At 55.3% G+C, this 14356-nt stretch carries 12 protein-coding genes; 9 read left to right on the top strand and 3 right to left on the bottom strand.

All coding sequences use genetic code 11. The annotated features are described in order from the left end of the window. Positions 1-2: 2 nt before the first annotated feature. Positions 3-404 carry a dihydroneopterin aldolase gene (gene folB, locus CSR02_RS15450; RefSeq protein ID WP_099542270.1) on the top strand — a complete coding sequence of 134 codons (402 nt, stop codon included), beginning with the start codon at positions 3-5 and terminating at the stop codon, positions 402-404. A 73-nt stretch (positions 405-477) separates the two neighbouring features. On the opposite strand, the gene CSR02_RS15445 is transcribed toward folB, so the two are convergent. Further along, positions 478-813, bottom strand: coding sequence for an FYDLN acid domain-containing protein (locus tag CSR02_RS15445; protein WP_042786351.1), 336 nt, complete (start codon positions 811-813; stop codon positions 478-480). A gap of 192 nt (positions 814-1005) precedes the next feature. On the opposite strand from CSR02_RS15445, the gene aroA reads away from it, so the two are divergent. From aroA to CSR02_RS15420, 4 genes are all read left to right on the top strand, one after another. Further along, positions 1006-2406, top strand: a complete 1401-nt coding sequence (gene aroA / locus CSR02_RS15440) for a 3-phosphoshikimate 1-carboxyvinyltransferase (RefSeq protein ID WP_099542301.1) — start codon at positions 1006-1008, stop codon at positions 2404-2406. Then, positions 2403-3056: a (d)CMP kinase gene (cmk, locus tag CSR02_RS15435; protein ID WP_099542269.1), complete on the top strand. Its 654-nt coding sequence runs from the start codon at positions 2403-2405 to the stop codon at positions 3054-3056. The genes aroA and cmk overlap by 4 nt, the downstream gene beginning before the upstream one ends. A gap of 282 nt (positions 3057-3338) precedes the next feature. Next, complete coding sequence (rpsA, locus tag CSR02_RS15430) at positions 3339-5057, top strand: 30S ribosomal protein S1 (RefSeq protein WP_042786349.1); 1719 nt, start codon at positions 3339-3341, stop codon at positions 5055-5057. A 119-nt stretch (positions 5058-5176) separates the two neighbouring features. Further along, on the top strand, positions 5177-6529 hold the full coding sequence (locus CSR02_RS15420) for an L-dopachrome tautomerase-related protein (protein ID WP_183172638.1): 1353 nt from the start codon (positions 5177-5179) through the stop codon (positions 6527-6529). 12 nt (positions 6530-6541) lie between these two features. Here CSR02_RS15420 and rdgB read toward each other — a convergent pair whose 3' ends face one another. After that, positions 6542-7141 carry an RdgB/HAM1 family non-canonical purine NTP pyrophosphatase gene (rdgB, locus tag CSR02_RS15415; RefSeq protein WP_099542268.1) on the bottom strand — a complete coding sequence of 200 codons (600 nt, stop codon included), beginning with the start codon at positions 7139-7141 and terminating at the stop codon, positions 6542-6544. Next, positions 7138-7872 (bottom strand): ribonuclease PH, encoded by a 735-nt coding sequence (rph, locus tag CSR02_RS15410; RefSeq protein WP_099542299.1) that lies wholly within the window; start codon positions 7870-7872, stop codon positions 7138-7140. Before rph ends, rdgB begins: the two co-directional genes overlap by 4 nt. Before the next feature lie 99 nt (positions 7873-7971). Here rph and hrcA point away from each other — a divergent pair, with 99 nt between their 5' ends. The 4 genes from hrcA (at position 7972) to CSR02_RS15390 (ending at position 14206) form a co-directional block, all read left to right on the top strand. Continuing rightward, complete coding sequence (gene hrcA / locus CSR02_RS15405) at positions 7972-9072, top strand: heat-inducible transcriptional repressor HrcA (protein ID WP_183172631.1); 1101 nt, start codon at positions 7972-7974, stop codon at positions 9070-9072. A gap of 96 nt (positions 9073-9168) precedes the next feature. Continuing rightward, entirely contained in the window at positions 9169-11922 is a 2754-nt protein-coding gene (locus CSR02_RS15400; RefSeq protein WP_042786346.1) for a penicillin-binding protein 1A, read from the top strand. Positions 11923-11981: 59 nt separating this feature from the next. After that, positions 11982-13113, top strand: a protein-coding gene (gene prfB, locus CSR02_RS15395; RefSeq protein ID WP_099542267.1) for a peptide chain release factor 2 whose coding sequence is annotated in 2 segments (ribosomal slippage) — positions 11982-12050 and positions 12052-13113 — 1131 coding nt in all. Because the reading frame shifts where the segments join, the coding sequence is not laid out codon by codon here. Positions 13114-13456: 343 nt separating this feature from the next. Beyond that, entirely contained in the window at positions 13457-14206 is a 750-nt protein-coding gene (locus CSR02_RS15390; protein WP_095045772.1) for an energy transducer TonB, read from the top strand. The last annotated feature ends 150 nt before the right edge of the window (positions 14207-14356 follow it).

The raw sequence follows: 14356 nt of genomic DNA, 5'->3' as shown, positions 1-14356 counted from the left end.
AAATGGCTGTTTTTGCTCCATGGGCGGATCAGCCGCCTTTGCGCCGCCTGTTTATCCGCAACATGATTCTGGATGCCAATATTGGTGTCTTTCCGCATGAACAGGGGGTCTCGCAGCGTATTCGCGTGTCTGTTTCATTCGGTGTGGATGACCGCACGGATCTGGAAGTGGGGGCGGATGATCTCAGCCGCACAGTCTCTTACGAGCAGGTTGTGGTGCTTGTACGTCAGATTGTGGCGGAGGGGCATGTCAGGCTGGTGGAAACGCTGGCAGAACGTATTGCTGCAGGTGTGCTGGCGGATGACCGCGTAAAGGTTGTGCGGGTTCGCATTGAAAAGCTGGATGTTTTTGAAGAAATTGAAGCAGTAGGGGTGGAAATAGAAAGACGTTCAACCCCAGCATAAATTTTAATGAAGTTTCCATAAAAAAAGCCCGCTTTTTGGCGGGCTTTTTCTTTGCCGTGTTTATGGCAGCAGATCAGGAATCGTGTTCGTCCGAATCCGTGCTGACATCAATATCGGAGCTGATGTCATCATCATCGTCGTCATCCAGATCGGCGGTATCTTCCAGCACGTCATCATCATCTGTATCGGCATCTGTATCCAGATCAATGTCGTCTTCACTGGGTTTCTTGGCCGGGGCCGCAGTGGCCGGAGTGTTGGACAGAGTATCGGAATTCCGGCGCAAACGGGGCACCAGAGGGGGCTGTTCCGTACCACATTTGGGGCACACGGCTGGGGTGCGGTTGAGATCATAAAAATGGGCACCGCAGGAGACGCAGACGCGTTTGGTGCCGAGATCGGGCTGAGACATCTTGCTACCTGTCGATCCTGAGCAGTCAGATTGAGGGGCACAGATGCCCCGGAAAAGAAGGACGACACCTTCGCGCAACGCGAGTGGAATCGAACCAGACTATAAGGCGACGCCAAATGCCATTGTGTCTTGTGTCCTGTCAAACCCGACTTGCAGAACAAATGCATTTTCTGGCAGCAGAAAGCAGTTTTTATGGTTTCTGGCGGATTGACTTGCCGCCTCACACGCCGGAATGAACAAGGTATGACACAGCAGACCACACCTTCACACCGCCCATTACGGGTTTCTCGCGCTCAAGCACCTCTTTCCGGCTCCATTCGGGTGCCGGGAGATAAGTCTATCAGCCATCGTGCCCTCATGTTTGCATCCCTCGCCAAAGGAACCACACATATTTCCGGCCTGTTGGAAGGTGAGGATGTGTTGTGCACCGCAGCCGCCATGCGGGCATTGGGGGCGGATGCCGTGCAGGAAGGGCCGGGCCAGTGGCGTGTAAGCGGGCCAGGTGTAGGCCAACTTAAAGAGCCGGATAACGTGCTGGATATGGGTAATTCAGGCACAGCCGCCCGTCTATTATCTGGCATTTTGGCCAGCCATGGCATGACATCTGTGATGACGGGTGATGCTAGCCTCCGCCGCAGGCCCATGAAACGGGTGATGGACCCACTGGCGGGCACGGGCGCCACATTCCTTGCGCGTGAGGGTGGGCGTTTACCTATGGCCATTCGTGGTCTGGCAGACCCCAAACCGCTTGATTACCGCCTACCTGTGGCATCTGCGCAGGTTAAATCTGCTGTATTGCTGGCGGGGCTGAATGCGGTGGGAGAAACGCGGGTGGAAGAACCTGTGGCCACGCGTGACCATACGGAAAATATGCTGCGCCATTTTGGGGCAGATGTTTCGGTGGAAAAAGCACCAGATGGTGGTCGGATTATTCGCTTACAGGGGCGGCCCAACCTTGTGGCGCGCGATGTTGTGGTGCCGGGAGATCCTTCCTCCGCAGCTTTTCCGTTGGTTGCAGCACTGTTGGTGGCTGGGTCTGACATTACCATTTTTGGGGTTGGGCTTAATCCGCTGCGTACTGGGCTGTTTACCACATTGCAGGAAATGGGGGCGCAGCTTGAAATTCTGAATGCCCGCACAGAAGGTGGAGAACCAGTAGGGGATTTGCGTGTGCGTGCATCTGCCCTGAAGGGCGTGGAAGTGCCGCCAGAACGTGCACCTTCCATGATTGATGAATACCCGGTGCTGGCTGTTGCTGCGGCCTATGCATCCGGCGTTTCCCGCTTTTGTGGGGTTGAGGAACTGCGGGTGAAGGAGAGTGATCGGCTGGCCGCAACCATCGCGTTGCTGGAAAACAATGGAGTCCGCACCGCGGTGGAAGGGAATGATATGGTGGTGTATGGCACAGCAGGCCACATTCCCGGTGGCGGCAAGGTGGAAACTCACATGGACCATCGCTTGGCCATGAGTGCCTCTGTGATGGGGCTGGTGGCTGAAAAACCCGTAGAAATTGATGATACCTCTTTTATTGAAACCAGCTTTCCGCAGTATCTGGATTTGATGAACAGCATTGGCGCGGGGTTTGTAGCATGACACGAGGCGGCCCAGTTATTGCAGTGGATGGCCCTGCCGCAGCAGGTAAGGGCACTTTGGCGCGCAGGTTGGCGGAGGCTTTGCATCTGCCGTATCTGGATACAGGATTGCTATATCGTGCGGTTGGGCGTCTGGCATTGGATGCAGGGCAGGACCCGGCCGCTCCGGCGCAGGAATTTGCCATCCGCTTACAGCCGACAGATTTGCAACGGACAGACTTACGCACACCAGAGGTTGCACAAGCCGCCAGCAAGGTTGCCGCCCAGCCAGCCGTGCGCGCTGCTTTGGTGGAAACGCAGCGCCGGTTTGCACAGGCAAAAGGGGCAGTGCTGGATGGGCGCGATATTGGCACCGCCATTTTTCCCGATGCAGATGTAAAACTGTTTATTACGGCATCGCCCGCCACACGGGCCTTACGGCGCTTTTTGCAATTGGGCGGAAACCAGAGTGCTCCTGATGCCCCCGCCCGTATTGCAGAGCTGGAAAATGCCCTGCGAGAGCGGGATAATGCAGATGCCCAGCGGAGTTCTGCGCCCATGCGCGTGGCAGATGACGCATATGTGATTGAAACAGATGATCTGGAAGCAGATGCCGTTTTGACGAAAGCCTTGCAGATTGTGCGGGAACGACTCGCTGGAATCACAGAATAAAAATTCTGCACTTCTGTGTTAGAGCGGACACGTTATACTGTTTTCTGGCGATTTTCAGGCAGTGCACAGGTGGTTTGTATTGACAAGCGGCCTGTGCACGGTGTCTGTGCATGATCAAACACTGCGTACCAGCAGGTTTGTTTTTATTTTGATTTGAGGCTTGGCAAAAAGGCTACAGGGGATGGCCCCTCTAGACATGTCAAGTAAGTCGTGCCGCAGGATGCGGGGCGCAGGAATAGCTTGTCTGCCCCTTGCAGGCGGGCCCAAGGTTAACAGTTACACATGGCTTCAGCCACAACCCAGACTGCGGACCATTTCCGCGGTGAAGATTTTGCAACCCTTCTGGACGAAACCCTTGGCCGGGATACGGGCTTTGATGGCTCCGTTGTTCGTGGCCGCGTTGTTCGTCTGACCGATGATTACGCCATTGTTGATGTCGGCCTGAAAAGCGAAGGCCGCGTTGCTCTGCGTGAATTTGCACCTCAGGGTGTAAAGCCGGAAGTTAAGCCCGGCGATATCGTTGAACTGTATGTTGAACGGTATGAAGATCGCGATGGCAGCATTGTGCTTTCCCGTGAAAAGGCACGTCGTGAAGAAGCTTGGACAAGCCTGGAAAAGGCTTTCGAAGCCAATCACCGCGTCAACGGCACCATTTATGGCCGTGTGAAGGGTGGCTTCACGGTTGATCTGGGTGGCGCCATGGCGTTCCTGCCCGGCAGCCAGGTAGATATCCGCCCCGTGCGTGATGTCAGCCCGCTGATGGGTGTGCCCCAGCCGTTCCAGATTCTGAAAATGGATCGCGCTCGTGGCAACATCGTTGTGTCCCGCCGTGCCGTTCTGGAAGAAACGCGTGCTGAACAGCGCAGCGAACTGATCCAGGGCCTGACGGAAGGCATGATTCTGGATGGCGTGGTCAAGAACATCACCGATTACGGCGCGTTCGTTGATCTGGGCGGTGTTGATGGCCTGCTGCATGTGACCGACATTGCTTGGAAGCGCATCAACCATCCGTCCGAAGCTCTGCAGATCGGCCAGCCGGTGCGCGTGCAGGTTATCCGCTTCAACCCGGAAACGCAGCGTATCTCCCTTGGCATGAAGCAGCTTGAAGCTGATCCATGGGAAAATGTTGCCCTGAAGTACCCGCCGGGTGCCCGCTTCACGGGCCGCGTGACCAACATCACCGATTACGGCGCATTTGTTGAGCTGGAACCGGGCGTTGAAGGCCTGGTGCACGTGTCTGAAATGTCCTGGACGAAAAAGAACGTCCATCCGGGCAAGATCGTCGCAACTTCTCAGGAAGTGGACGTGATGGTTCTGGATGTGGATAGCGCCAAGCGCCGCATTTCTCTGGGCCTCAAGCAGGTTCAGCGCAACCCGTGGGAGCAGTTCGCGGAAGAGCACAAAGTTGGCTCCACCGTAGAAGGCGAAATCCGCAACATCACCGAGTTCGGCCTGTTCATCGGTCTGTCTGCAGACATCGACGGCATGGTTCACATGTCCGACCTGTCTTGGGACGAACCGGGCGAAGAAGCCATGAAGCACTACGAAAAGGGCCAGGTTGTCAAAGCCAAGGTTCTGGACGTGGATGTGGAAAAAGAACGTATCTCTCTGGGCATCAAACAGCTTCAGGAAGATCCGGCAGCCGATGCGCTTGCCAGTGTTCAGAAGGGCTCCATCGTAACCTGCACCGTGACCGCTGTTCAGACGAACGGTATCGAAGTGAAGGTTGATGACGTTCTGACCGGCTTTATCCGCCGCGCTGAGCTGGCCCGTGACAAGGCAGAACAGCGTCCGGAACGCTTTGCTGTTGGCGAACGCGTGGATGCGAAGATCATCTCTGTTGATCGTGCAGCCCGCAAGCTGGCCCTGACCATTAAGGGTCGTGAAGTGGAAGAAGACAAGCAGGCCATCAACGAATACGGCTCTGCTGATAGCGGCGCTTCCCTGGGTGATATCCTGGGTGCAGCTATCCGTCGTCGTAACACAGACGGCGAAGACTAATTGTTCAGTCATAAAGGGGCGGCCTGACTGCTCCTTTATGTTTTTTGAACAATGCGTTTTAAAGTTAAGAAAATGGCGTCGGTTTCCGGCGCCATTTTTTTGTGCTGTGCCGTGTTGTGATGAGAGGTCTGGGCAGAAATCACCCGGATATCTGCCAATCTGTGCCACACTGTGTTTCAGATTCATCAAAGAACTGGAGACACAACAGTATGGTGCGCAGGAACATAACGCTGAATCAGAAACCCCTCAGTTCTACAACCAGCCCAAAACTTGCACGTCGGCATCTGCTTGTGGCCGGGGGTGCGGGGGTAGGGCTGATACTTGCCAAATCTGTGCGGGCCATGCCGGGTGCCATTGTGCAAACCGGGGTACATGGAGATCAGGGTTATGAATCTGCCGGATCATTCGAGATTGTGGCGGAGTTTTATGGGCCGGGGCCATCAGGCATTGTTGTTACGGAGAATGGCCGCATTTTTGTAGGCTTTCCGCGGCATGCCATTAATCATAAAGGGGCCACGTTGGCAGAGCTGGTGAACGGCCATCTTGTTCCGTGGCCCAGGACTGCGTTGAGTATGCCATCAGATACCCCTCCAGCAGAACGTCTTATGTCCATCCACGGGATGACGCAGGACACGCGCGGTCTTATCTGGGCAATTGATGATGGCAAACTGGCAGGTCAGCCTTTGCAACCGGGTGCTGCAAAAATTGTCTGTTTTGACCCTGCCACCAATAAGCTGGTGCGCTCCATTATTCTCAAATCGCCGGTATTGCTGCCCGATAGCCACATGAATGATTTGCGGGTGGATCTTACGCACGGCGCAGAAGGAACCGTGTATGTGACCGATAGTTCCTTCGGCCATAGCCCGGCTTTGGTGGTGGTGGATGTTGCCACAGGCCAGCAACGGCGGGTGTTGGAAAAACATCTTTCCACACAGGCAGAAGCAGGTTTTATGGCTGTGGTGGAAGGCGTGCCGCTTAAATATGACCCCACGCAAAAACCCAGATTTGTAACTGGCGGCGTAGATGGCATTACTTTAAGCCCGGATTCCAGCCGTGTCTTTTATGCGCCGCTTACCAGCCGCCGTCTGTATAGCCTGCCTACGGCTTTGTTGTCCGACATGTCTGTGTCAGAAAATGCTTTGGCAGCCGCAGTAAAGGATGAAGGGGAAAAAGGTGTGGCGGATGGTCTGGCAACAGATGCACAGGGGCGCATTTACACCACCAATTTTGAGCATGATGCCATTTTCCGCCGTAATATGGATGGTTCCATGGACCTGATGGTGCATGACCCACGGGTTCTTTCCCCAGATGGCATTTTTTGTACGCAAACGCATGTGTACTGCACATTGGGGCAATGGAATCGGCTTGCGGGCTTTCATGATGGTAAGGATGAACGCCAACCACCTTACTTGCTGATTCGCTTTCCCATTCAGGGGCCGCCTGTCAGCTCCGCAGAACTGGCAGGTGGCTAGTTTAAGCGTTTATTAGCTCAGGCACGCGTTTTTAAAGGCTTCAAAGGCGCGGGCGCGGTGGCTGATGGCATTTTTTTCTGCATCGGCCATCTCCGCAAATGTGCGAGTTTCGCCTTCGGGGGCAAAAATTGGATCATATCCGTGGCCTTGTGTGCCACGAGGGGGCCAGACAATCTGCCCATCTATGCGGCCTTCAAAGCTTTCTGTGCGACCGTCCGGCAGAGCCAGACAAAGTACACACATAAACCATGCGTTGCGTTTGCCTTGCCCAATGCCGTCTTCAATGCGGGCCATTGCACTGGCAAAGTCTTTATTCGGGCCAGCCCAGCGGGCGGAATAAATACCCGGCGCGCCATCTAGCGCCGCAACACACAGCCCGGAATCATCAGCCAGTGCAGGCAGGTTGGCGGCTTTGGCAGCCGCCAATGCCTTAATAGCGGCATTGCCAGCAAAAGTGGTGGCAGTTTCTTCTGGTTCTGGCAGGTTCAGCTCCCCGGCAGAAATAACCTTGATGCCAAAATCAGCCAGCAGCTTGGCAAATTCTGCCAGCTTGCCAGCATTGTGTGTGGCAAGCACAAGTGTGCTGCCACGTTCCAGTTTTATGGGGGTCATGCGCGCTGTTTTTCCGCGGCTTCCACGGCCGCTACCTGAGCTTCAAACAGTTCGGTCACACCCTTGCGGGCCAGTGCAAACAGGTTGTCAAACGCATCTTCCGTAAATGGTGCGCTTTCGGCTGTGCCCTGAATTTCCACAATGCGACGGTCTGCTGTCAGCACAAAGTTGGTGTCGGCAGAAGCAGAGCTATCTTCCACATAATCCAGATCCAGCACAGCGCCTTCAGTTGTCAGCCCGCAGGAAACTGCAGCAACCTGTCCACGCAGCGGCAGCCGTGGCAATACGTTGGTGGCCACCAGTTTGCCAAGGGCCAGACGTAGCGCCACCCATGCACCTGTAATGGAAGCACAGCGCGTGCCACCATCGGCGTTCAGCACATCACAATCCAGCGTAATGCTCATTTCACCCAGAGCGTCCAGGTCTGTTACTGCGCGCAGTGAGCGGCCAATAAGGCGCTGGATTTCCTGTGTGCGGCCAGACTGTTTGCCCTTGGCGGCTTCGCGGTTGCCACGTGTATGGGTGGCGCGGGGTAGCATGCCATATTCAGCCGTCACCCAGCCTGTACCTTTGCCACGCAAAAAAGGAGGTACGCGGTTTTCAACGCTGGCGGTGCACAGTACTTCCGTACCACCAACACGAATAAGGGCAGAGCCTTCTGCATGGCGGGCAAAACCGGTTTGAATGGTAATAGAGCGCATCTGGTCTGGCTGGCGGCCTGAAGGGCGCATGGAAAGCTCCTTGGTAAAATAAGACAACTGGCGCATATGGTGCGCTTTTATCGGCAGTAAAACTGCACGAATGGGGTATATAAAGGCTATCCGGAATTTATGGATATGCGAAGGAGCCCTTGTGTCATGAAGCGTGGCCTGCTGCCAGTAAAAGCTGCTCTGCCTCCGGGGTTGAATGCGCGGTCTGCGGCTATTTTGCGTGAAGTGGTGGAAGAATATGTTGCGAGTGGTGAGCCTGTTGGCTCGCGCACGGTGTCTCACAGGCTTGGGCTGCCGCTTTCTCCGGCCACAATACGCAATATCATGGCGTCTCTTACAGAAGCCGGGTTGCTGTTTTCACCCCATACATCTGCTGGGCGGCTGCCTACAGAAAAAGGGCTGCGGCTGTTTGTAGATGGCCTGTTGCAGTTTGGCGCGCTCTCGGAAGAAGACCAGCGGGTAATCGGTCAATCTCTGGAGGCCAAGGGGCGTTCCTTGCAAGATACGCTTACAGAGGCTTCGTCACTTTTGGCGGGAATGTCCGATGCGGCCGGGTTGGTGGTGGCCCCCAAAGGGGATGGGGGCATCAAGCACATTGAGTTTGTGGCATTAGGCAGCAATCGCGCGCTGGTTATTCTGGTGGGGGCGGATGGGCATGTTGAAAACCGCGTTATTGAAACCCCGCCGGGTATGCCGCCTTCTGCCTTGGTGGAGGCCGCAAACTATCTGAATGCACGCGCCATGGGGGCTTCGCTGCCAGATCTGCGCACGCGCGTCAGTTCTGAAATGACGGAAGACCGCAGTATTCTGAATGGTCTGACAGCAGAGGTTGTAGAAAGTGGCCTCGCCATTTGGGATGGCGGTGGTGATGGGCTGGGGGGCACATTAATTGTGCGTGGGCAGTCCCGTTTGTTGGCTGATGTTGATGGGCAGGACAGGCTACTGGCCATTCAAACACTGTTTGACCGGCTGGAAGCGCAGGAAACCATGTTGCGCCTGTTGGAGTTGGTAGAAAACTCTGAAGGGGTGCGTATCTTTATTGGTGCGGAAAGTGGACTGTTTGGCGCGACCGGGATGTCTGTTGTTATGGCGCCAGCGCGGAACGAGGCCAACCGGATTGTAGGGGCCATTGGTGTTATTGGTCCTACCCGCATTAATTATGGGCGTATTGTGCCTGTTGTGGATTATACAGCCCGCCTTCTGGGTGAAATGCTGGGCTAACCACTGTTTGGGCCCGTGGTCGGAATTCGGCCATGATTTTTATTACAATGCGCAAACAGGGCAGACGATTATGTGTGGGAATGGTAAAGGGCCTGTATGACAAGCGCTCCGTCTTCTGGTGATCAGGGTTCATCTTCCAGCCATTCTCAGGGCAGGCCTCCGCAAAACCGTAGGCCCGATTTGCGCCGTCCGCGTTTTCGGCAGTGGCGGAAAGTGCTGGGGGCTACGGCTGCGCTGGCATTGGTTGGCACGACCGGGGCCGTAGTTCTGCTGTGGTCCCAGTACGAAGGGATTGTGGCTGATCTGCCAACGGTAGAGGGCCTGCGCTCCTACCAGCCGCCAGTGATGAGCCGCCTTTATGCTGGTGATGATCAGCTTATTGCCGAACTGGCGAATGAGCGGCGCATTTTTGTGCCCATCAGCGCTGTGCCAGATAAGGTAAAAAATGCCTTTGTGGCGGCGGAAGACCAAAAGTTCTGGACCCATAAAGGTGTGGACCCCGTTGCCATTGCGCGCGCAGGGCTTACGGATCTCACGCGAGGTAAAGGCAAGCGACCTATTGGGGCTTCTACTATCACGCAGCAGGTGGCGCGTATTATGCTGCTGGGCAGCAATGCCGTGTCCTTTAGGCGTAAGGCCAAGGAAGCCTTTTTGGCCATGCGGGTGGAGCAGGTTCTACCCAAAGACAAAATTCTCGAAATCTATCTGAATGAAATTTATCTGGGCAGCGGTGCATATGGTATTGCTGCGGCGTCTCAGACCTATTTCAACAAGCCGCTGGATCAACTGGATGATGCGGAAGCCGCGTTTTTGGCGGCGCTGCCAAAATCTCCCACAAATTATAACCCTGTCCGTTTTCCCGATGCGGCCAGAGGGCGCAGAAACTGGGTGTTGGAGCGTATGGCCGATATTGGCGCCATTACGCATGATGCCGCCCGCGTGGCAGAAGCCCAGCCACTGACCACCCGCAGCTTTACGCGGCCCGGCCCGGCACCCGGTGCCGAGTGGTTTGCGGAAGAAGTGCGCCGTGAGTTGATGGAGCGCTATGGGCAGGATGTTACCATGCAGGGTGGGCTGGATGTGCATACCAGTCTGGATCTGCCGCTCCAGCGCAATGCACAGGATATTCTGCGTCAGGGCCTGATGGCGTATGACCGTGCACATCGGGGCTGGCGTGGCCCGGTGCATCATCTTTCCGATGTAGGATCATCTTCCGCCACGGCAGAATGGGTGCAGGCTTTGCAAGGTGTGCCCGTGCCTGCCGGTATGTTGGACCAATGGCGTCTGGCTGTTGTGCTGGATGCAAAGGGGCAGGTGGGTTGGCTTGAAGGCAGCGTGGTGCGGCGGAACAATGGCTCCCAAAGTGGGGGTGAGCCGCGCACGGGTATGGTGCAGGCCAAGGATATGGCATGGGCGCGACGATTCAGACCATTGCGTGCCGGTGATGTAGTGATGGTGCAGCCACAGGCAGAAGGTGGGCATGTTGCTCTTATGCAGGTGCCTATGGTGGAAGGTGCCATTGTTACCATGAACGCGCGTACGGGCCGTGTTTTGGCGCTTGTGGGTGGATGGTCCTTTCAGGCTTCGCAGTTTGATCGCGCAACACAGGCGCTGCGTCAGCCGGGGTCTTCCTTCAAACCATTTGTCTATCTGGATGCCATGGAGCAGGGGATTTCCCCTTCCCAGAAGTTTGATGATTCTCCCGTTTCTTACGGAGAATGGCATCCTAACAATTATGAAAAGGATTTCTGGGGCCCGACCACCCTGCATGATGCTTTGCGTGAATCGCGCAATCTGGTCACCATTCGTCTGGCAGCACATCTGGGTATGAAGACTGTGGCAGATATGGCCACCAACCTTGGGCTGGTAGATTCCATGCCACACGTATTGCCCGCAGCATTGGGTGCGGTGGAAACCACGGTGCTGAAGGAAGCCGGAGCCTATGCATCGCTCGCGGCCGGTGGGCGTAAGGTCACACCAACACTGGTGGATGATGTGCAGGACCGTGAAGGACACGTCATCTGGCGACCGGAGGGGCTGGCATTAACCACAGCTTCTGCGCAAGCCACCCACGGCACACAAGCGGCAGATCAACCCGCAGTAGATGCGGTATTCCCAGATGCGCCATCGGATCAGAAATCTGCTGAGGCCGGAAAACCCGCGCCTGCCCCAGCACTCGTTGAGCAGCCTATTGTTATGCCGGGGCAGAATGATCTGCCTGCCTTGCATGATAGCCGGCAACAGGTCGCATCTGCCCAAAGTGCGTTCCAGATTACCACCATGTTGCAGGATGTTATCCGGCGCGGCACGGGTGTGCGGGCTGGAACGGGCATAGATGTGCCCATTGCAGGCAAAACCGGAACCAGCCAGAACTTTAATGATGCATGGTTTGCCGGATATACTCCAGATATCGTCACCGTTGTGTGGATCGGGTTTGATACCCCGCAGTCCTTGGGCAAGAACGAAACGGGTGGTGCTATTGCAGGCCCCTTGTGGAACAAGGTGATGAAAACGGCTCTGGATGGATATCCACGGCAGGATTTTGTGCCCCCCGCTGGCATTACGTTGGTGCAGTATGATACGGGCAGAGGCGTGGCAATAGATGCCTTTAAGGAAGGGCAGGTGCCGGGTGTGAGTGAAAACCTCTCCAGCAACGTAAATCCGCAGGAACTCACAGCAGCAGATACGGGTGCTGAAAACATGCCTGATTCTGAAAGCGATATGGCGGCTGAAGGCTCTGGTAGCGGGCAATCTGGAGAACATTCATCTTCAGGCAATGGGAGTTCTTCGCGTTCTGCTGCGCCATCTGCGCCTGCTGGGGGTGACATAGGCATGGGTGGCCTTTATTGAGGGGCCAGCACCGCGCTGTCTTTTTTTGACACGATAGAAAAATATGGAGAATCGGCCTGATGTCTGCCGAGACTGAAGCCCTTAATGACCAGATCAAGCAGTCAGTGGCACTGCTGAGGAGGCATCTTTAACTGGGATGTCGCCCAGGAAAGACTCGCTGAACTGAACAATCGGGCAGAAGATCCCGATCTGTGGAATGATTCTGACGCCGCGCAGAAAATGATGCGTGAGCGCACCCTTCTGGCCAACCAGATTGAAGGGGTGGAAGCGCTTGAAGCCAATGTGCGTGACACCAGTGAGCTGATTGAACTGGCAGAAGCCGAAGGGGATGACGATTTGGTGGCCGAGGGTATGGCCACGTTGCGTGATCTGGCGGAAGAAGCCAAACGGCGTGAAACAGAAAGTCTGCTTTCTGGTGAAGCAGACAGCAATGACTGTTATCTGGAAGTAAATGCCGGTGCAGGTGGCACAGAAGCGCAGGATTGGACAGAAATGCTGCTGCGCATGTACACCCGCTGGGCAGAAGCGCATGGCTATAAGGTCACACTGATAGAAAGCTCGGAAGGGGAACAGGCAGGGCTGAAATCCGCTACCATTCTGGTTTCCGGCCCCAATGCCTATGGTTGGCTGAAAACAGAAGCAGGCGTGCATCGGCTTGTGCGTATCTCTCCTTTTGATGCCGCCGCACGCCGCCAGACTTCCTTTGCATCTGTGTGGGTGTACCCCGTTATTGATGATTCGATTGAAATCGAGATCAATGATGCAGACCTGAAAGTGGATACCTTTCGGGCCTCAGGCGCAGGTGGGCAGCACGTTAATAAAACAGATTCCGCTATCCGCATTACGCATGTGCCCACAGGCATTGTTGTGGCCTGTCAGACAGACCGTTCCCAGCATCGCAACCGTGCAACGGCCATGCAGATGCTGCGTGCGCGGTTGTATGAGGCTGAGTTGCAGAAGCGGGAGGCCGAAGCCGCAGCGCAAGAGGCCGCCAAAACAGATATCGGCTGGGGGCATCAGATCCGTTCTTATGTGCTTGCACCTTACCAGATGGTAAAGGATTTGCGCACAGGGGTGGAAACCGGCAACCCGGATGCCGTGCTGGATGGTGAGCTGGATGCCTTTATGGCGGCGGCTCTTGCCATGCGGGTAGGGGCAACGCGATCAGAGGCCAGTGCTTCTGCGCAGTAGACAGTTATTTCCTATCAGCAATAAAAAATCAGGAAAACAGGCCCATTATGGGCCTGTTTTTTTGTTGGGCGAAAAATGAGAACAAGAGTAGGCAAAGCGTTCTAACACGCCGGGAAAACTCTGCTTCAAAGCCAAATTATTCCATTATCAGAACGGTTTATCTGAATGAAAGAAAATGTGAAATCTTCAGATCATTCTTGACAGATGTCCTCTCTAATTGCCCAATCGGAAGTCGGGAAAGGTTACCTGTATGGCAAACCAGCAATCAGCTGTTGGCATACCAAGGTAAACAGGCTCCGGTAACGCCCTGTGTATCAAGGGTAGGACGACAGCATCTGTTGAGATGCAGGGTGATAAAGGAGGACGTGCAAGTATGAATGACTACGAGCAACAGCCGGGATCGGTGAAATATACGTTCCGAGTAGGGGCTGTTGTCAGTGTTATTGCCCTGTTTGTGGTTGTTGCGCTGCATATGATAGGCGTGCTGGGGCTGATGTACGGCATGGGCACAACGGCAAATGTACCCATTATGCATCCGCCCATTAAAGCGGAAATGCTTCCACCACCACCTCCGCCACCACCACCTCCGCCACCGCCACCTCCGCCACCCGTTATGGCGGTGCCTCCACCACCATATATTCCGCCACCCAAAATCAAGGTGCCACCGCCGCCCAAGCCGCCCATCAAGCATGTGGCCAAGGCGCCGCCCAAACACCCGACGCCCCCGCAGACCAAAACGGCCAAGGCACCGCCCGCAACATCTGCACCCAGCAATGCAGCAGCAGCGGGTGAAGGCACCACAGATGCACCAGATACGTCTGCTGGTTCTGCGCCGTTAAACAATGTGCAGCCGGTGTATCCGCCAGAAATGGAGGAAGAAAATATTGAGGGTCGCGTCACATTGATTTGTGATGTGGAAGCTTCGGGCATGACCAGCAACTGCCATGTGCAGTCTGTCTCTGGCGGGCAGGCTTTTGCGCAATCTGCATTGGATTACGTGCACAAGGCCCGCTACCGCCCGGCTACACGCAATGGCGCGCCGGTAAAGGAATTGCACAAGGTCTATGTTATCCGTTTCCGCCTGGATGACTAAAACGGGGTCAGTTTTATAGACTGGCCAACATAAAATGGCTTGCTTGTTTTGTTTTCGTAACGGAAAGATAGAACAAGCACTGATGATGAGGATTAAGAGGAAGATGACCAGACTGCCCCGTTCTTTTGTGTCAGGTCTTGCGGCACCGGC

Origin of the sequence: Acetobacter pomorum, from assembly GCF_002738225.1 — a bacterium.
GTDB classification, from domain to species: domain Bacteria; phylum Pseudomonadota; class Alphaproteobacteria; order Acetobacterales; family Acetobacteraceae; genus Acetobacter; species Acetobacter pomorum.
This window is presented reverse-complemented; position numbering and strand designations above follow the sequence as displayed.